General features: G+C 70.6%; 16 protein-coding genes. 11 read left to right on the top strand and 5 right to left on the bottom strand.

The window, feature by feature from the left end; translation table 11 throughout:
* Nucleotides 1–172 precede the first annotated feature (172 nt).
* The 3 genes from ACIBK4_RS13855 (at nucleotide 173) to ACIBK4_RS13845 (ending at nucleotide 1915) form a co-directional block, all read left to right on the top strand.
* Nucleotides 173–664, top strand: coding sequence for a DUF2975 domain-containing protein (locus tag ACIBK4_RS13855; protein ID WP_398994852.1), 492 nt, complete (start codon nucleotides 173–175; stop codon nucleotides 662–664).
* The gene (locus ACIBK4_RS13850) at nucleotides 664–906 is read left to right on the top strand and encodes a helix-turn-helix domain-containing protein (protein WP_398994851.1); all 243 of its coding nucleotides are present in this window, start codon (nucleotides 664–666) and stop codon (nucleotides 904–906) included. Before ACIBK4_RS13855 ends, ACIBK4_RS13850 begins: the two co-directional genes overlap by 1 nt.
* Nucleotides 907–994: 88 nt before the next feature.
* Entirely contained in the window at nucleotides 995–1915 is a 921-nt protein-coding gene (locus ACIBK4_RS13845; RefSeq protein WP_398994850.1) for a DUF3152 domain-containing protein, read from the top strand.
* Here the strand turns inward: ACIBK4_RS13845 and ACIBK4_RS13840 are convergent.
* Nucleotides 1888–3624, bottom strand: coding sequence for a SulP family inorganic anion transporter (locus ACIBK4_RS13840; RefSeq protein WP_398994849.1), 1737 nt, complete (start codon nucleotides 3622–3624; stop codon nucleotides 1888–1890). The genes ACIBK4_RS13845 and ACIBK4_RS13840 overlap by 28 nt on opposite strands.
* 22 nt (nucleotides 3625–3646) lie before the next feature.
* Nucleotides 3647–4450, bottom strand: a complete 804-nt coding sequence (gene ppk2, locus ACIBK4_RS13835) for a polyphosphate kinase 2 (protein ID WP_398994848.1) — start codon at nucleotides 4448–4450, stop codon at nucleotides 3647–3649.
* A 156-nt stretch (nucleotides 4451–4606) separates the two neighbouring features.
* Here ppk2 and ACIBK4_RS13830 point away from each other — a divergent pair, with 156 nt between their 5' ends.
* Entirely contained in the window at nucleotides 4607–4972 is a 366-nt protein-coding gene (locus ACIBK4_RS13830) for a ferredoxin (protein WP_398995054.1), read from the top strand.
* A 131-nt stretch (nucleotides 4973–5103) separates the two neighbouring features.
* Complete coding sequence (locus tag ACIBK4_RS13825; RefSeq protein ID WP_398994847.1) at nucleotides 5104–6282, top strand: acyl-CoA dehydrogenase family protein; 1179 nt, start codon at nucleotides 5104–5106, stop codon at nucleotides 6280–6282.
* Between the two features lie 36 nt (nucleotides 6283–6318).
* Here ACIBK4_RS13825 and ACIBK4_RS13820 read toward each other — a convergent pair whose 3' ends face one another.
* Together ACIBK4_RS13820 and ACIBK4_RS13815 are read right to left on the bottom strand one after the other, a co-directional pair.
* Entirely contained in the window at nucleotides 6319–6978 is a 660-nt protein-coding gene (locus ACIBK4_RS13820) for a DUF4291 domain-containing protein (RefSeq protein ID WP_398994846.1), read from the bottom strand.
* Nucleotides 6979–7036: 58 nt separating this feature from the next.
* The gene (locus ACIBK4_RS13815) at nucleotides 7037–7423 is read right to left on the bottom strand and encodes a nuclear transport factor 2 family protein (RefSeq protein WP_398994845.1); all 387 of its coding nucleotides are present in this window, start codon (nucleotides 7421–7423) and stop codon (nucleotides 7037–7039) included.
* Between the two features lie 381 nt (nucleotides 7424–7804).
* Between ACIBK4_RS13815 and ACIBK4_RS13810 the strand changes: the two genes are divergently transcribed.
* Together ACIBK4_RS13810 and ACIBK4_RS13805 are read left to right on the top strand one after the other, a co-directional pair.
* On the top strand, nucleotides 7805–10066 hold the full coding sequence (locus ACIBK4_RS13810; RefSeq protein WP_398994844.1) for a tetratricopeptide repeat protein: 2262 nt from the start codon (nucleotides 7805–7807) through the stop codon (nucleotides 10064–10066).
* Nucleotides 10067–10373: 307 nt separating this feature from the next.
* Nucleotides 10374–11948 carry a phytoene desaturase family protein gene (locus ACIBK4_RS13805; protein WP_398994843.1) on the top strand — a complete coding sequence of 525 codons (1575 nt, stop codon included), beginning with the start codon at nucleotides 10374–10376 and terminating at the stop codon, nucleotides 11946–11948.
* Here the strand turns inward: ACIBK4_RS13805 and ACIBK4_RS13800 are convergent.
* Nucleotides 11945–12433 (bottom strand): Lrp/AsnC family transcriptional regulator, encoded by a 489-nt coding sequence (locus ACIBK4_RS13800; RefSeq protein WP_398994842.1) that lies wholly within the window; start codon nucleotides 12431–12433, stop codon nucleotides 11945–11947. The two genes, ACIBK4_RS13805 and ACIBK4_RS13800, sit on opposite strands and share 4 nt — an antisense overlap.
* A gap of 111 nt (nucleotides 12434–12544) precedes the next feature.
* Here ACIBK4_RS13800 and ACIBK4_RS13795 point away from each other — a divergent pair, with 111 nt between their 5' ends.
* The 4 genes from ACIBK4_RS13795 to ACIBK4_RS13780 all read left to right on the top strand — a co-directional run bounded on the left by ACIBK4_RS13795 (nucleotide 12545) and on the right by ACIBK4_RS13780 (nucleotide 16628).
* Entirely contained in the window at nucleotides 12545–13162 is a 618-nt protein-coding gene (locus tag ACIBK4_RS13795; RefSeq protein ID WP_398994841.1) for a LysE family translocator, read from the top strand.
* A 33-nt stretch (nucleotides 13163–13195) separates the two neighbouring features.
* Nucleotides 13196–13654 (top strand): PaaI family thioesterase, encoded by a 459-nt coding sequence (locus ACIBK4_RS13790; RefSeq protein WP_398994840.1) that lies wholly within the window; start codon nucleotides 13196–13198, stop codon nucleotides 13652–13654.
* Between the two features lie 302 nt (nucleotides 13655–13956).
* Nucleotides 13957–15066: a nitronate monooxygenase gene (locus ACIBK4_RS13785; protein ID WP_398994839.1), complete on the top strand. Its 1110-nt coding sequence runs from the start codon at nucleotides 13957–13959 to the stop codon at nucleotides 15064–15066.
* Entirely contained in the window at nucleotides 15063–16628 is a 1566-nt protein-coding gene (locus ACIBK4_RS13780) for an acyl-CoA synthetase (RefSeq protein WP_398994838.1), read from the top strand. Before ACIBK4_RS13785 ends, ACIBK4_RS13780 begins: the two co-directional genes overlap by 4 nt.
* The last annotated feature ends 73 nt before the right edge of the window (nucleotides 16629–16701 follow it).

Genomic DNA, 16701 nt, shown 5'->3' with positions numbered 1-16701 from the left:
GACGAGGACGCCTTGGCGATCCGTCGGACCGGCCCGACAGGGCGCTCGTCGGCGACGACGCGATCGGCAAGGTGGTGGCGGCCCCGATCATCTACCCGGTGATCTTCCTGCCCCTTGCCTAACCTATCGACTATCGATAGATTTCAATCGCAAGTCGATGGAAGGACAGGTCGTGGGAAAGCTGACAGTGGGTGCGTTGCGCGCCGTGCTCGTGGTGGTGCTCGCCGGCACCGTGTTGCTCCAGGTGTTGATGGTGTGGACGTTGGTCAGCGGGCGCGACCCGGAGGACGGCTCACGCCCGCTGACCGCGTTCCGCGTGCTCACGGTCCTGGGTCTGGTGGCGGTGCAGGTCGCCCTGGTCTGCGTATGGCGACTGGTGGCGATGGTGCGTCGCGGAACGGTGTTCTCGCCCGTCGCCTTCCGGTACGTGGACGGTGTGATCGGCGCGATCGTGGCCATTGCCCTCGTGTGGTTCGCGGTCACGGCCGTCAACGCGCCCGGCCAGCGCGACGATCCCGGCGTCACCCTCATCATGGGCGGGATCGGCCTGGCCGTCCTGGGGGTCGCGCTCATCGTGCTCGTCCTGCGGATGCTGCTCGCGCAGGCCGTCGCGCGCGATGCCGAAGCGGCGCAGATGCAGGCCGAGTTGGACGAGGTGATCTGATGCCGATCGCCGTCGACATCGACGTGATGCTGGCGAAGCGGAAGATGTCCGTGGGTGAACTCGCCGACCGCGTGGGGATCACACCCGCCAACTTGGCCGTACTCAAGAACGGCCGCGCCAAGGCGGTCCGTTTCGCGACACTCGCGGCGCTCTGCGAGGTGCTTGAGTGCCAGCCGGGTGACTTGCTGCGGTGGGAAGCGGAAGCGGAAGCGGAGGCTGGCACGAGCGCGGCGGGCGGGTGACGCGTAGGTTCGCTCCCGGGTGCGCTGTTGCCTTTTGGTTACCGTCCAGGCCAAGTTCGATCACATCGTGATCACAGGCTGATCAGCCATGACCGCGCACAAAGCACCTTCCGTACGCACCCGCCGACGACGCGCTGCCGCACACGCGCCCCTGCGCGGAGGGAAGCGGCGGCTGTGGGCAGGTCTCGCCGCGTTGACCGCGCTCGGTGTCACGGGATTCGCGGCCGTGGGCTGGATGTCCCCCGGCGCGGGCCGCACCCACACCGACGCCCGGACCGCACCCACCGCACCCACCGCACCCACCGAACACGCGACATCCGGAACCAGTCCCACCGCCAAGCCCAGGGCGACCCACCCGACCGCCGGTTCAGAGGCCTCGCCCGGCCCGTCGTCCACCCGTTCCTTCCCGGCGCATTCCTCCCCTGCGCCCCGCAGGACCGGCATCCCCGCCACAGGACCGGGCACCTTCACCACCGCGCCCGGCGGCAGCGCCAAGGTCGGAAAAGGTACGGCCCTGCGCTACCGGGTCGACGTCGAGACCGGCCTCGACCTGTCCGCCGCCGATGTCGCCGCACAGGTGGAGCACGTCCTCGCGGACCGGCGCGGCTGGACGGCCGACGGGCACTCGGCGTTCCAGCGGGTGTCGAGCGGGGCCACGGACTTCGTCGTGAAAGTGGCTACCCCCGGGACCGTGGACACGATCTGCGGACAGTACGGCCTGGACACCGGCGGCGAGGTCAACTGCAGCGTCGACAAGAACGTGATGGTCAACCTCCGCCGCTGGCTGCTCGCAACTCCCGTCTACGCCAAGGACGTTGTCGCCTACCGCGCGCTGATCATCAACCACGAGGTCGGCCACTTCCTCGGCCACGGCCACGTCGACTGCCCGGGCCCGGGCCGCCCCGCCCCCGCGATGATGCAACAGATCAAGGGCATGCACGGCTGCGCGCCCAACGTATGGCCCTATGACGACGCCGGGCACTACGTCACCGGGCCCGCCGTCCCCTGATCGGCCCCGCCGCTCCACTTCCGGTACGCGGCCACAGCAGTCGGCAGCGTCGGAAAGATGTGGTCCGTGCCGACCGACTCCACCAGCCCGTACGCCTCCAGGTCGTCGAGGAGGTCCTGTTTGACCCGGGCGAGGGCGAACACCACGCCCCGGTGGGCGAGTTCGCGGCGGAGTTCGTCGACGGCGTCCAGCGCGGTGATGTCCACCTCGACATTGGCCTCGGCGTTGAGGACGAACCAGCGGACAGGGACGGCCTGTTGGGCGACGGCGGCCAGGGCGCGGCGGCGGAAGTTCTCCGCGTTGGCGAAGAAGAGGGGTGAGTCGTAACGGTAGACGAGCAGGCCGGGGATCGTGCGGGCCTGCGGGAAGTCGTCCACGTCGTGCATGCCGGCGAGACCGGGGACCAGGCCCTCGACGGCGTCGTGCGGACGGGCCACCCGGGTGAGGAGTTCGGCCACCGACAGGCCTACGGCGACGATCACGCCGTAGAGGATGTCGAGGGCGAGGACTCCGGCCAAGCAGCCCAGTGCCAGCAGGAGCTCGCGGCGGCGGAAGGTGGCCAGGCGGTGGAAGCCGGTGAGGTCGATCATGCGGACGGCCGCGTAGACGACGAGGGCGCCGAGGACCGCCGAGGGGGTACGGGAGAGCAAGGGGCTCAGGAAGAGGAGGACCGACAGGACCACCGCTCCGGCGATCAGCGAGTACGCCTGGCTGCGGGCGCCCGCCGAGGAGGCGAGCGCGGTGCGGCTGGCGCTGCTGCTCACCGGGAAGCCGTGGAGTACGCCGGCGCCGAGGTTGGCCGCGCCCAGCGCCAGGAACTCCTGGTCGGCGTCGAGACCGGGGCCGTCGTCCTCGTCGCCGCCGGTGAAGGCGCGGGCGGTGAGGATGAAGTCGGTGTAGGCGACGAGCAGGACACCGAGCGCGGGCAGTACCAGGTGGGGGAGTTGGGTGAGGTCGGGCAGGCCGATCGTGGGGAGGCCCGCCGGGACGTGGCCGATCACCTTGATGCCGTAGCGGTCGTCGAGGTCGAGGACGGCGACGGCCGCCGTGCCCAGCACCACGGCCAGCAGCGGGCCGGGGACCATCCGGGAGATGCGCGCGACCGTGAAGAGGAACGCGAGCGTGACGGCGGCGAACACCAGCGTGGGCGCGTGGAGTTGACCCAAGTGCCGTAGGAACGACCAGAGTTGGGGGAAGAAGGCCGAGCCTGTCGTCGACACTCCGGTGAGCTTGGGGAGTTGGTCCACGATCATGATCAGGGCCACGCCCGCCAAGTAGCCGATCAGGACCGGACGGGAGAGGAGATCGGCGACGAAGCCGAGGCGTACCGCCCACGCGACGAGGCACAACAGGCCGACCGTGAGCGCGAGGGCGGCGGCCAGGGTGGCGTAGCGGCTCGGGTCACCGGCCGCGAGGGGGCCCACCACGGTCGCCGTCATCAGTGCGGTCGTCGACTCGGGGCCGACCGAGAGCAGCCGGGACGAGCCCAGTAGGGCGTACAGGGCGAGCGCGGGCAGGATCGCCCACAGTCCGGCGACCGGCGGGAGGCCGGCGACTCCGGCGTACGCCATCACCTGCGGGACGAGGTACGCGGCGACCGTGACACCGGCCAGCAGGTCGCCGCGCAACCAGGCGCGCCGGTAGCCGGCCAGCGCGGCGATTCCGGGTGTCAGGCGCCGCCAGTCCAGGGCGCGCCCGCTGGGGGACACGGTGTTCCTCGCCCCGACCGCCTCAGAGGCTCGCCGCGTGGTCCGGGACGTACGTCTGAAGGTCGCGCGGCGGGCGTTCGTAGCCGGTGGACGGCGGGCGGGGCGGGAGCTTGAGGACTGGGGGTGAGACCTCGTGGTAGGGGAGGGAGCCGAGCAGATGGGCGATCATGTTCAGCCGGGCCCGGCGCTTGTCGTCGCTCTCGACGACGGCCCAGGGGGCCTCGGAGATGTCGGTGTGCACCAGCATCTCGTCCTTGGCCCGGGAGTAGGCCTCCCAGTGGGTGATGGACTCCAGGTCCATCGGCGACAGCTTCCAGCGGCGCAGCGGATCCTCCAGCCGGCGCCGGAACCGGTCCTGCTGCACGGAGTCGCTCACCGAGAACCAGTACTTGCGCAGCACGATCCCGTCCTCCACGAGCATCCGCTCGAAGATGGGGCACTGGCGCAGGAACAGCTGGTACTCCTCCTGGGTGCAGAAGCCCATCACCCGTTCGACCCCGGCCCGGTTGTACCAGCTGCGGTCGAAGAGGACGATCTCGCCGGCGGCCGGCAGATGCTCGACGTAGCGCTGGAAGTACCACTGGGTGCGCTGGCGGTCGGTCGGCTTCGGCAGCGCGGCGATCCGCGCGACACGCGGGTTGAGGTGCTCGGCGACGCGCTTGATGGTGCCGCCCTTGCCCGCCGCGTCCCGGCCCTCGAAGACGATCACCAGCCGGGTGCCCTCGGCCCGCACCCACTCCTGGAGCTTCACCAACTCCGTCTGCAGGCGCAGCAGTTCGGTCTCGTACTTCTCGCGCGGCAGCTTCGTCGCCTTTTTGCCGGCCATGCTGCCTCAACCCCTCGATGACGTGCGCGGTTCCCCGTGTCCAAGGTCGAACACCTGGACAGCACCGTACTGACCGGCGGGGGAGCGCGCACCCCGGATGCCTGCTCCGCCGGGTTTGCGGAGGGCGGTGACGGCAACCCGGACCGTGTGACAGCGATGACCGCACAACAGGAACTCGTCCGTTTCCTTGAGGACCGCTTCGCCTGCGCCCAGGCCTGCACCGAGTGTGCGCGGGCCTGTGTGCTGCGCGTCAGCCGCTCGGACCCGGACGCCACCGACCACGAGGCAGTCGTACGACGCAGGGCGCTGCTGTGCGCGGAGGTGTGCGACGCGACCTGCCGGATGCTGGCCGAGCAGCACCGCCAGGACGAGCCCGCGCTTCGCCTCCAGGCCAAGTGGTGCCGGCTCGTCTGCCTGGAATGCGCGCAGGTCCTCGACGCGCAGCCGGGCGCCGAGGCGGACGCGCAGGCGTGCCGGGACTGCGCGCGGGCGTGCACGGAGTTCCTGGCGACGCTGAACTGACGGGCGGCTAGGGCACTTTCAGGAGCATGGCCGCTTCCTTCAGGGGCATTGCCGCCTCGCCATTCCCTATTTCTGGAACACGTTCTACGGTGTGCGCCGTCAGGACCGGCCTTGGGGAGCCTGGAGGCGCCGTGCATCTCGAATACACGCCCGAGCAGCAGCGGCTGCGTACCGAACTGCGCGCCTACTTCGCCGAGTTGGTGCCCGACCACGCCTACTCGCGCTACGACGACCCGGCCGCCCAGAAGCGCTTCTACCGCGAGACGATCCGCCGGCTCGGCGCGGACGGCTGGCTCGGGGTCGGCTGGCCGGAGGAGTTCGGCGGGCGCGGGCTGACCCCGATGGAGCAGTTCATCTTCTTCGACGAGGCGGCGCAGGCGGGCGTACCGCTGCCGTTGATGGCGCTGAACACGGTCGGCCCGACGATCATGCAGTTCGGCACCGACGAACAGAAGGCGTACTTCCTCCCGAAGATCCTCGCCGGCGAGATCGACTTCGCGATCGGCTACAGCGAGCCCGAGGCCGGCACGGACCTGGCCGCGCTGAAGACACGTGCCGTGCGGGACGGCGAGGAGTACGTCGTCAACGGCCAGAAGATCTGGACGACCAACGGCGACACCGCCGACTGGGTCTGGCTGGCCGTCCGCACCGACCCGGACGCCCCACCGCACAAGGGCATCACGATGCTCCTGGTCCCGACCGCCGACCCCGGCTACTCCTGCACGGTGATCAACACCCTCGCCTCGCACGACACCACGGCGAGCTACTACGAGAACATCCGCGTCCCCGTCTCCCGCCGCGTCGGCAAGGAGAACCAGGGCTGGCGCCTGATCACCAACCAGCTCAACCACGAGCGCGTCACCCTCGCCGCCCACGGCACCATGGCGATCCGCGCCCTCCACGACGTCCAGCACTGGGCCATGGAGACCAAACTCGCCGACGGCCGCCGCGTCGTCGACCTCCCCTGGGTCCGCCGCCTCCTCGCCCGCACCTACGCGCGCCTCGACGCGATGAAACTCCTCAACTGGCAGATGGTGAACGCCGTCCAGGAAGGCACCCTCACTCCCCAGGACGCCTCCGCCGTCAAGGTCTACGGCTCGGAGGCCCGCCGCGACGCGTATGCCTGGCTCATGGAGATCGTCGCCGCGGCGGGCGCCCTGAAGGAGGGCTCCGCGGGAGTCGTCCTGCACGGCGAGCTGGAACGCGGGTACCGCTCCGCCGTCATCTTCACCTTCGGCGGCGGCAACAACGAGATCCAGCGGGAGATCATCTCGTGGATCGGGCTGGGGATGCCGAGGGTGCGGCGTTAGCTTGCGCGCCAATGCCCTGCCGACCGGGATCTGCGACTAAGTCGACATCTCGACTGGTGAGTGGAGTCGTTGGCGCAGGTGGTCGAGGAGTCCGTCGGGCACGGGGTAAGGGGGTTCACGGGGAAGAAGCTGCTGGGCGGTGTCCAGGTCGCCGCTCCGGACATGCCCGTGGATCTCGTACGCGAGGTCAGTGACGTCGGTGATGGAAACCGTCCACTCGTCCGCGTAGCGGTGTGCGGCTTCGCCGACGAGGCCGAGCTGCAGTGCGCGGTAGGGAAGGGGCTGCAGATGCACATCGCGCTCGGGGTCCCATTGGACACGAGCCGGTGCTCGCTTCAACTGCCGCTTCCAGGTTGCTCGGTCGGCGTGCAGTCCGTGCTCGTAGTGGGACAGACACGCGTGCTCCAGCGCCCATTCGAAGCCTTCGCGGGTGATCTCGACTGCGAGGACGGTCTCCTGCCCTTCCTTGGCTCCCCATCCGCAGCGATACATCATCCAGAGGAAGGACGGCTTGATCCATGTCATCCGGTCTCGCTGCCAGGCCGCCGGAAAGCGACCCTCTCGGGCTGCCGGCTGGCCGAGTTCAGGCGCGTATGCCTGGTAGACGACGACTGTGGAGTCGGTGTAGCGGGCGCGGATCCGGTGCTTGAGTTCTGCCACGGTGACAGCGTGCGGACACGGCTTGATGCGCGCCATCGAATTACCTGGGCACCGAGTTCATCCAGCACCGGGCGGTGGAGCGTGCCGCGCGTCACTACTCAGGGGCGTCGATGAGGACGTACACGGTCTTCACGACGCCGTCCTGGACGGTGATGACGTCCCGTCCGGTGGCCACGGGTGCGCCGCCGGACGGTGCCAGGGTCCAGGCGTACGTCGACAGGTCTTGGGCAGTTTGAATGGGGCTGTCGAGTTCGAGCCGCATCCCGGGTACGGCGGCCTGTAGCGCGTCGATGGCCTTCTCCGCCCCTTCACGGCCGTGATACACGGCGTCCGGCTCGGCGACGAGCACATCGTCCGCGTACGTGGCGGCGATCGAACGGCTCCGCTGCTCGCCGGCGGGCGAGTTCCAGATGGCCAGGTGCTCGGCGACGATGTGAGCGATGTGCGTGCGGAGCTGGTTCCAACATGATGAGCAAGCCATGGCAGGGTGCGAGAAGCGTGATCGCAGACCTGGTAGGGAGAGGGCGCCCACCCATCCCGGCGCGCGAGGCGCTACAGCGGCGCGTGGTGCACGAGTCGTACGTCTGCCTGCTGTCGTACGCCCATCAGCTCTACGGCAGGGAGGCCCCCGGGCCACGACAGGTCGACCCCCGTGCCCGCCACCGTGACCCGGCAACCGTGCGCCACAGGCCCCCTGTTGCGCTCTGTTCCCACGCATGTGGGGGAGCGGCTCCCGGCCGGGCATATTCTCCAAGGCATGTGACGGCTCGCGCCCACCCCCGTACAAAGTCGGGCGTTCGCTCGCCATACTGGACGAGCCAGGGGAGGGCGGGACGAACACTGACGGGGGCGGTCGCGGGAGATGGGGGACAGCAGACTGATCCAGGGCCGCTATCAGCTGCTCGATCTGATCGGGCGCGGCGGCATGGGCGAGGTGTGGCGTGCGCGGGACGAGTCGCTGGGGCGGCAGGTCGCCGTGAAGTGCCTCAAGCCGCTGAACCCGCACCACGATCAGTCGTTCACCCGGGTCCTGCGCGAGCGGTTCCGGCGTGAGGCGCGGGTGGCGGCCGCGTTGCAGCACCGCGGGGTGACCGTCGTCCACGACTTCGGGGAGTCCGACGGTGTCCTGTACCTGGTGATGGAGCTGCTCGACGGCCGTAATCTCAGCCAGCTCCTGGAGGACAACGAGCAGCGGCCGCTACCCGTCGCTGACGTCGTCGACATCGCCGAACAGGTCGCCTCCGCCCTCGCCTACTGCCATCAACAGGGCATCGTGCACCGGGACTTGAAGCCCGCGAACATCATGCGGCTGACCGACGGCACGGTGAAGATCTGCGACTTCGGCATCGCCCGCCTCGGCGCCGACATCGGCTTCACCTCCCGGCTGACCGGCACCGGCATCGCGATGGGCACCCCGCACTACATGTCGCCGGAACAGATCAGCGGCTCCGAGGTCGACCAGCGCAGCGACCTCTACTCCTTCGGGTGTGTGCTGTACGAACTCGCCACCGGCGCACCGCCGTTCGACCTCGGCGACGCCTGGGCGATCCTCATCGGCCACCGCGACAACGCACCCCGCCCGCCGCGCGCCGAGCGGCCCGAACTGCCCGAGTACCTGGAGAAGGCCATCCTTGACCTGCTGGCCAAGCTCCCGGAACAACGTCCGCACGACGCACGGGAGTTGGGTCGCCGGATCACCATGGGCCGTACGACACCCTTGTACGTACCGACCGTTGTGACCCCGCGGCCCCAACTGCGCCCGTCCGAAGCGGTGTCGGAACCGGCCTCCGAGCCTGCCTCCCGCGAAGCGCGCCTGCCGTCCTGGACGCGCGGGATGACCACCGGGCACAAGGCGACCGGCGCCGGACTACGCACCACCCCGCCGGACGCCGGAGCCGGACTCACCGGCGAGTGGATCGCCCGCCCGGCCACCGGCCACGCCGAGGAACCCGCGCCGGAGTCACCGTCCGCACCGTCCCCGGAGATCCTCGACGCCCTGGCCGGACGCCACAACGCGGGCCTGAGTCTAGGGAGGTTGGGCCGCTGGGCCGAGGCCGGCGAGGTGCACCGCGCGGTCGCCGCCGAACGCACCCACCTCCTCGGCCCGGACCATGCCGACACCCTCGCCAGCCGCTACGAACTCGGCTTCACCCTCAGCCGTACCGGCCGCGCCGCCGACGCCCTGCACGAGTACACCCACGTCGCCCGCGCCAGGGAACGGGCGTTGGGCGCCGACCACGCCGACACCCTCGCCGCGCGGCAGGAAATGGCGTACGTCCTGGGCCAGTTGGGCCGACACTTCGACGCACACCAGGTGTACACGTCCGTACTCGCCGCCCGGGAACGGACGATGGGCCCCGACCACCCGGACACCCTGCGCTGCCGCCACAACCTCGCCTTCAACCTCAGCCGGCTCGGCCGCCTGGAGGACTCGTACCGCATGGCCTGCGAGGTCGCCGCCGCCCGCGCCCGCGTGCTGGGCCCCGGCCACCCCGACACCCTGGTCACCCGCTACGAAGTCGCTTACGCGCTCGGCCAGTTGGGCCGCTGGCCCGAGGCCCTGCAGACCTACGGCGAGGTCGCCGAGGCCCGCGCCCAGGCGCTCGGCCCCGACCACGCCGACACGCTCGCCGCCCGCTACGAGGTCGGCATCAGCCTCGGCAGGCTCGGCCGCAGCGCCGATGCCCTCAAGCTCTACCGCGACCTCATCGACGACCGCACCCGCGTCCACGGTCCCGCCCACCCCGAGACCCTCCGCGCCCGCCACGGCCTCGGCGTCAACCTCGGGCGCCTGGGCCGCTGGGAGGAGGCCCTCGCCGAGTCCCGCGACGTGTGCGCCATCCGCGAGCGCGTCCTCGGCGCCGACCACCCCGACACCCTGGTCAGCCGCCGCGAGGTCGCCGTAGGCCTGGGCTGGCTCGGCCGTTGGTCCGACGCCCTCACCGAGTACCGCCGCGTGGCCGCCGCCCGCGAGCGCGTCCTGGGCCCGACCCACCCCGACACCCTCGCCAGCCGCAACGACGAGGCCCACTGCCTGGAACAACTCGGCCGCAACGCCGAAGCGGTCGAGCTGTACCGCCGGGTGGCGGCGCTACGCCAGGGCCGTCCGTCCGGCGGGCACTGAAGGGCCGGATTGCCAACTCCGGCCGCGGCGCCCACAGCCCTGCCTGCCGGTGTCTGCCTTCGGCTCTGTCCGCGTCCGTCGGCCGCGCCACAGCCGCAGGCCACCCCCCCAGCCCCAACCCCCTAAAGGGGCGCGGGGAACTGCGCGACCAGCCCCCACCGGGCGCTAGCCGCGAAACAACCCAAGGACGCACAACCAACGCGCCCCTCACCCCGCCGAAGTTGTAATTCCGGCCCCCGTCCACTTCCACCCACCGCCACCCGCCCCACCCCTGGCCGACCTAGATCACCTCGTGTTACGAAGAACCATGCCTGCACACGAGGGACCCGGACACCGCACGTACGACGCCGTCATCGTCGGCGGCGGCCACAACGGCCTGGTCGCCGCCGCCTACCTGGCCCGCGCAGGGCGTTCCGTGCTCGTCCTGGAACGCCTCGCCGGCACCGGCGGCGCCGCCGTGTCGACGCGCCCGTTCGCCGGAGTCGACGCACGGCTGTCCCGGTACTCGTACCTGGTCAGCCTGCTGCCCAAGAAGATCGTGCGGGACCTCGGCCTCGACTTCCGCATCCGAGGGCGCACCATCTCGTCGTACACCCCCGTCGAACGCGACGGACGCCCCACCGGCCTCCTCGTCGGCGGTGGCGAGCGCCGCACCCGGGACGCCTTCGCCCGGCTGACCGGCGGCGACCGCGAATACGCGGCCTGGCAGCGGCTCTACGGCATGACCGGCCGCCTCGCGCAGCGGGTCTTCCCCACGCTCACCGAACCCCTGCCCACCCGAGACGAACTGCGCCGGCGCGTGGACGACGAGGACGCGTGGCGGATGCTCTTCGAGGAGCCGATCGGTGTCGCGATCGAGGAGAACTTCACCGACGACCTGGTCCGGGGCGTCGTCCTCACCGACGCCCTCATCGGCACGTTCGCCGACGCCCACGACCCCACGCTCGCCCAGAACCGCTGCTTCCTCTACCACGTGATCGGCGGCGGAACCGGCGCCTGGGACGTCCCCGTCGGCGGCATGGGCGCCCTGACCGACGCCCTCGCCACCACCGCGCGCGAGGCCGGCGCCGTACTCGCCACCGGGCACGAGGCCGTCCGCATCGACACGGACGGACGCGCCGCCGAGATCACCTACCGCACCGCCGAGGGCGAGGGCACCGTGGCCGCCCGGCACGTCCTCGTCGGCGCATCGCCGCAGCAACTGGCCGCCCTCACCGGCGACCAGCCGCCCGCACCCGCCGAGGGCGCCCAGCTCAAAGTGAACATGCTGCTGAAGCGGTTGCCCAGGCTCCGCGACACCTCGGTCGACCCGCGCGAGGCGTTCGCCGGCACCTTCCACATCGCCGAGGGCTACGACCAACTGGCCGCCGCCCACGCCCAGGCGGCCTCGGGTTCGCTGCCCGCCGCGCCACCCTCCGAGATCTACTGCCACTCGCTCACCGACCCGAGCATCCTCGGGCGGGACCTCGTCGAGGACGGCTACCAGACCCTCACGCTCTTCGGCCTGCACACACCGGCGCGGCTGTTCGAGCGGGACAACGACGCCGTACGCGATGAGCTGTTGAAGGCGACGCTGGCCCAGTTGGACCACCACCTCGCCGAACCCCTCGCCGACTGCCTGGCCACCGACGCGGACGGCCGCCCCTGCATCGAGGCGAAGACCCCGCTCGACCTGGAACGCGACCTCCGACTCCCCGGCGGCAACATCTTTCACCGCGAACTGACCTGGCCGTACGCCCAGGCCGACACCGGCCGTTGGGGCGTCGAGACCCGGCACGCGAACGTCCTGCTCTGCGGAGCGGGCGCGGTGCGCGGCGGGGGCGTGAGCGGGGTGCCGGGGCACAACGCGGCGATGGCCGTGCTGGAGGCGGCGAAAATCTAACCGGGCGTCGAGCCCGTCGAGGATGTGCCCGGCTGTTCGGGGAGCGGTCTGTCCTGGACGACGTTCTTCATGACCAGGGTCGACGTCAGGCGCTGGACGCCGGGGAGCCGGGCGAGCCGCTGATCGTAGAGCTGCTGGAACGCGGCCAGATCGGCGGTCGCGACCCGCAGCAGATAGTCGGGCTCACCGAACAGGCGCTGCGCCTGGATCACGTGCGGGACGGCGGCCACGGCCTCCTCGAAGGCGGTGACGGTGTCGGGGGTCTCCCAGCGCAGGGTGGCGAAGACGAGGGCCTCGAAGTTCAGGCCGACGGCGGCCGGGTCGACGACGGCGCGGTAGCCGCGGATCGCACCCTCGCGTTCGAGGTCGCGCAGCCGGCGATGGCAGGGCGAAACGCTGAGCTGTACGCGGGCGGCCAGCTCGGTGATGGTCAGGCGGCCGTCGAGCTGCAGCTCGGTGAGAATCTTCCGGTCCAGGGCGTCCATGGGGAATATTCTCCCTCGGATCGCGTGATCATGGGGTAAATACGCAAACGCCTTCGGCTGTATCCGGCCTAGCCTTCCCTCCAGCGCACGACAGGCGAGAGGGAACGACCGATGGACACGACGACGCTGGCGGCCTTCCTGGCTGTGGACCTGCTGCTGGTGTTCACGCCGGGCGCGGACTGGGCCTACGCGATTTCCGCCGGGCTGCGGGGGCGCTCGGTCGTCCCGGCCGTCACAGGTCTGATCGCCGGGCACGCGGCCTACGCGCTGGTGGCCGTCGCCGGCCTGGCGGTACTCGTGGCGAGTTCCCCGGCCGCGCTCACCGCCCTGACCGTGGCGGGTGCCGGTTACCTGTTGTGGCTGGGCTGGGGTGTCCTGCGGCAACCGGCCGTTCCGGCGGCCGCCGACGAGAGCACGGACGCCTCCCGCGCGCGGGTCATGCTCAAGGGAGCAGGCATCAGCGGCCTGAACCCCAAGGCGCTCCTGCTGTACTTCTCGCTGTTCCCCCAGTTCATCGACCCTGCCAGGGGCTGGCCGGTCGCCGCGCAGACCGGGCTGCTCAGCACGGTCCACCTGACCGCATGCGCCGCCGTCTACCTTGCCGTCGGCGTCCTGGCTCGCACGGTCCTGAGCACCAGGCCCTCGGCCGCGCGGATCGTCACCCGCGTCAGCGGCGCCACGATGATCGCCATCGGCGGCTTCCTTCTGGTGGAAGGCCTGGCCCGCTGAGGAATACGAAACAGACCGAGGGAGAGTACGTACGTGGAAGACCGGACACAGCAGGAACAGGCGAGCCCCGAGGTGCGCGAGCGCGTCCAGGACAGCTTCGCCCTCCAGGGCCTGATGTCCCACCTCGGCGCGCGCCTCGCCCACATCGGACCCGGCCGCGTCCACATCGTGCTCCCGGTCCGTCCTGAGCTGACCCAACAGCATGGCTACGTCCACGCCGGCGCCACCAGCACCATCGCGGACAGCGCCGGCGGCTACGCCGCGCTCACCCTTTTCGACGAGGACTCCGAGGTCCTCACCGTCGAGTACAAGATCAACCTCCTGGCACCCGCCGCCGGCGACCACCTCGAAGCGATCGGCACGGTCCTCAAGCCCGGACGCACCCTGACCGTCTGCCAGTTGGAGGTCTACGGCGTCCAGCCCGACGGCACCCGGAAGCTCGTCGCCAACGGCCAGCAGACCCTGATCCGCGTGAACAGGCCCACCACATGAGCCCCAGCCGTCCCCACGGTCCGCTACGGCCCTGCCGTCCTGACTGACCTGGTGGCAGCGCTCGTTCCCCGACGCCAGGGCTGCCGAACTGGTGTGGAAGCAGCAGGGCGGTGTGGTGAGTTGATCACCGCAGCAGTCAACGAGGGCTTCGTGGAGGTCAGTTGGCGCGACCCCGGGAACGGCTGCTTCCACCGGCCGGCGCTCACGGCTCGGCGGGATGGGCCGACCCGTGACTCCAGAAAATCTGACGGAGCATCAGAAAAGGCCTTCCGTCGTCCGGAGGACTGCGGCATTCTGCGCCCATGCAGACGGAGTTGAGCAAGAAACTGGGAGTCGAGCACGCCATTTTCGGCTTCACGCCGTTCCCCGCCGTCGCCGCGGCCATCAGCCGGGCCGGCGGTTTCGGAGTGCTCGGCGCGGTCCGCTACACCGCCCCCGACGAGCTCAAGCGCGACCTCGACTGGCTGGAGGCGCACGTCGAGGGGATGCCGTACGGCCTGGACGTCGTCATGCCCGCGAAGAAGGTCGAGGGCGTCACCGAGGCCGAGGTCGAGGCGATGATCCCGGAAGGGCACCGGCGGTTCGTCACCGAGACGCTGGCCAAGTACGGCGTCCCCGAACTCGCCGAGGGCGAGGTGTCCGGCTGGCGTATCACCGGGTGGATGGAACAGGTCGCCCGCAATCAGCTCGACGTCGCCTTCGACTACCCGATCAAGCTGCTCGCCAACGCCCTCGGCTCCCCGCCCGCCGACGTCGTCGCCCGCGCCCATGACCGCGACGTGCTCGTCGCCGCGCTCGCGGGCAGCGCCCGGCACGCCCGCAAGCACGCGGAGGGCGGCATCGACATCGTCGTGGCCCAGGGCTACGAGGCGGGCGGCCACACCGGCGAGATCGCCTCCATGGTGCTCACGCCCGAGGTCGTCGAAGCCGTCGATCCACTGCCTGTGCTGGCCGCCGGTGGCATCGGCAGCGGACAGCAGGTGGCCGCCGCGCTCAGCCTCGGCGCGCAGGGCGTGTGGCTGGGTTCCCTGTGGCTGACCACCACGGAAGCCGACATGCACTCGCCCGGCGTGACCCGCAAACTGCTCGCCGCCGGGTCCGGCGACACCGTCCGCTCCCGCGCCCTGACCGGGAAACCGGCCCGCCAACTGCGTACCGAGTGGACCGACGCCTGGGACGACCCGGACGGCCCGGGCACTCTCCCGATGCCGTTGCAGGGCCTGTTGGTCGCCGAGGCGGTGTCCCGCATTCAGAAGTACGAGATCGAACCACTGCTCGGCACCCCGGTCGGCCAGATCGTCGGCCGGATGAACAGCGAACGCAGTGTCCAGGCCGTCTTCGACGACCTCACGCGCGGCTTCGAGCACGCCGTCGACCGCATCAACCGCATCGCCGGAAGGAGCGGCCAGTGAGCGCACAGGGTGAGAGCACGCCCCCCACCGGTTTCTGGGCCCAGGCGGCTCAGGACCCCGACCGCGAGGTCCTCGTCGCCCCCGACGGCGAGGTGTGGACCGCCGGCCGACTGCACGCCGCCGCCAACCAGCTCGTCCATGGTCTGCGCGCCGCCGGACTCGAACGCGGCGACGCCTTCGCGGTCGTGCTGCCCAACGGCGTCGAGTTCTTCACGGCCCATCTGGCCGCCACCCAGGCCGGTTTCTACCTCGTCCCCGTCAACCACCACTTCGTCGCACCCGAGATCGCCTGGATCGTCGCCGACTCCGGCGCCAAGGTGCTCATCGCGCACGAGCGGTTCGCCGAGCCCGCCCGCCAGGCAGCCGACGAGGCCGGCCTGCCCGCCACGCACCGGTACGCGGTCGGCACGGTCGAGGGCTTCCGGCCGTACGCCGAACTCATCGACGGACAACCGGAGTCGGCGCCCGGGGACCGCACCCTCGGCTGGGTCATGAACTACACCTCGGGCACCACCGGCCGCCCCCGAGGCATCCGCCGCCCGCTGCCGGGCAGGCCGCCCGAGTCGGCGTACCTCGGCGGCTTCCTCGGCATCTTCGGCATCAAGCCGTTCGACGACAACGTGCACCTCGTCTGCTCGCCGCTCTACCACACGGCCGTCCTCCAATTCGCGGGCGCGAGCCTGCACATCGGGCACCGCCTGGTCCTGATGGACAAGTGGACCCCGGAGGAGATGCTCCGCCTCATCGACCGCGAGAACTGCACCCACACCCACATGGTCCCGACCCAGTTCCACCGCCTCCTCGCCCTCCCCGAGGACATACGGGCGCGCTACGACGTCTCGTCCATGCGGCACGCCATCCACGGCGCCGCCCCCTGCCCCGACCATGTGAAGCGGGCGATGATCGAGTGGTGGGGCGACTGTGTGGAGGAGTACTACGCGGCCAGCGAGGGCGGCGGCGCCTTCGCGACCGCCGAGGACTGGCTGAAGAAGCCCGGCACGGTCGGCAAGGCCTGGCCCATCAGCGAACTCGCGGTCTTCGACGACGACGGCAAGCGGCTTCCGCCCGGTGAACTCGGCACCGTCTACATGAAGATGAGCACCGGCGGCTTCGCCTACCACAAGGACGAGGCCAAGACGCGGAAGAACCGCATCGGCGACTTCTTCACCGTCGGCGACCTCGGCTACCTCGACGAGGACGGCTACCTCTTCCTCCGCGACCGCAAGATCGACATGATCATCTCGGGCGGCGTCAACATCTACCCGGCCGAGATCGAGTCCGCGCTCCTCGCCCACCCCGCCGTCGCCGACGCCGCCGCCTTCGGCATCCCGCACGACGAGTGGGGCGAGGAGGTCAAGGCCGTCGTCGAACCGTCCCCCGGACACGAACCCGGCCCGGCCCTCGCCACCACCCTCCTCGACCACTGCGCCGAGCAACTCGCCGGCTACAAACGGCCCAAGAGCATCGACTTCATCGCCGAGATGCCCCGCGACCCCAACGGCAAGCTGTACAAGCGGCGGCTGCGGGACCCGTACTGGGAGGGGCATACGCGGCCCATGTGAGTGCCGTAGGCATCTGGAGCGGGACGGGTGTGGTCCCGCCCCCTGCGCGGTGGGACCACACCCGTCCCGTCGG

The organism is Streptomyces sp. NPDC050528 (assembly GCF_044457795.1).
Classification (GTDB): Bacteria; Actinomycetota; Actinomycetes; order Streptomycetales; family Streptomycetaceae; genus Streptomyces.
This window is presented reverse-complemented; position numbering and strand designations above follow the sequence as displayed.

Excerpts from the sequence above, each read along its gene's own strand:
- ACIBK4_RS13815 (WP_398994845.1), bottom strand. The coding sequence starts at position 7,423 with ATGGCTTGCTCATCATGTTGGAACCAGCTCCGCACGCACATCGCTCAC.
- ACIBK4_RS13795 (WP_398994841.1), top strand. The coding sequence starts at position 12,545 with ATGGACACGACGACGCTGGCGGCCTTCCTGGCTGTGGACCTGCTGCTG.
- ACIBK4_RS13805 (WP_398994843.1), top strand. The coding sequence starts at position 10,374 with ATGCCTGCACACGAGGGACCCGGACACCGCACGTACGACGCCGTCATC.
- ACIBK4_RS13850 (WP_398994851.1), top strand. The coding sequence starts at position 664 with ATGCCGATCGCCGTCGACATCGACGTGATGCTGGCGAAGCGGAAGATG.
- ACIBK4_RS13810 (WP_398994844.1), top strand. The coding sequence starts at position 7,805 with ATGGGGGACAGCAGACTGATCCAGGGCCGCTATCAGCTGCTCGATCTG.
- ACIBK4_RS13830 (WP_398995054.1), top strand. The coding sequence starts at position 4,607 with ATGACCGCACAACAGGAACTCGTCCGTTTCCTTGAGGACCGCTTCGCC.
- ACIBK4_RS13785 (WP_398994839.1), top strand. The coding sequence starts at position 13,957 with ATGCAGACGGAGTTGAGCAAGAAACTGGGAGTCGAGCACGCCATTTTC.
- ACIBK4_RS13845 (WP_398994850.1), top strand. The coding sequence starts at position 995 with ATGACCGCGCACAAAGCACCTTCCGTACGCACCCGCCGACGACGCGCT.
- ACIBK4_RS13800 (WP_398994842.1), bottom strand. The coding sequence starts at position 12,433 with ATGGACGCCCTGGACCGGAAGATTCTCACCGAGCTGCAGCTCGACGGC.
- ACIBK4_RS13820 (WP_398994846.1), bottom strand. The coding sequence starts at position 6,978 with ATGGCGCGCATCAAGCCGTGTCCGCACGCTGTCACCGTGGCAGAACTC.
- ppk2 (WP_398994848.1), bottom strand. The coding sequence starts at position 4,450 with ATGGCCGGCAAAAAGGCGACGAAGCTGCCGCGCGAGAAGTACGAGACC.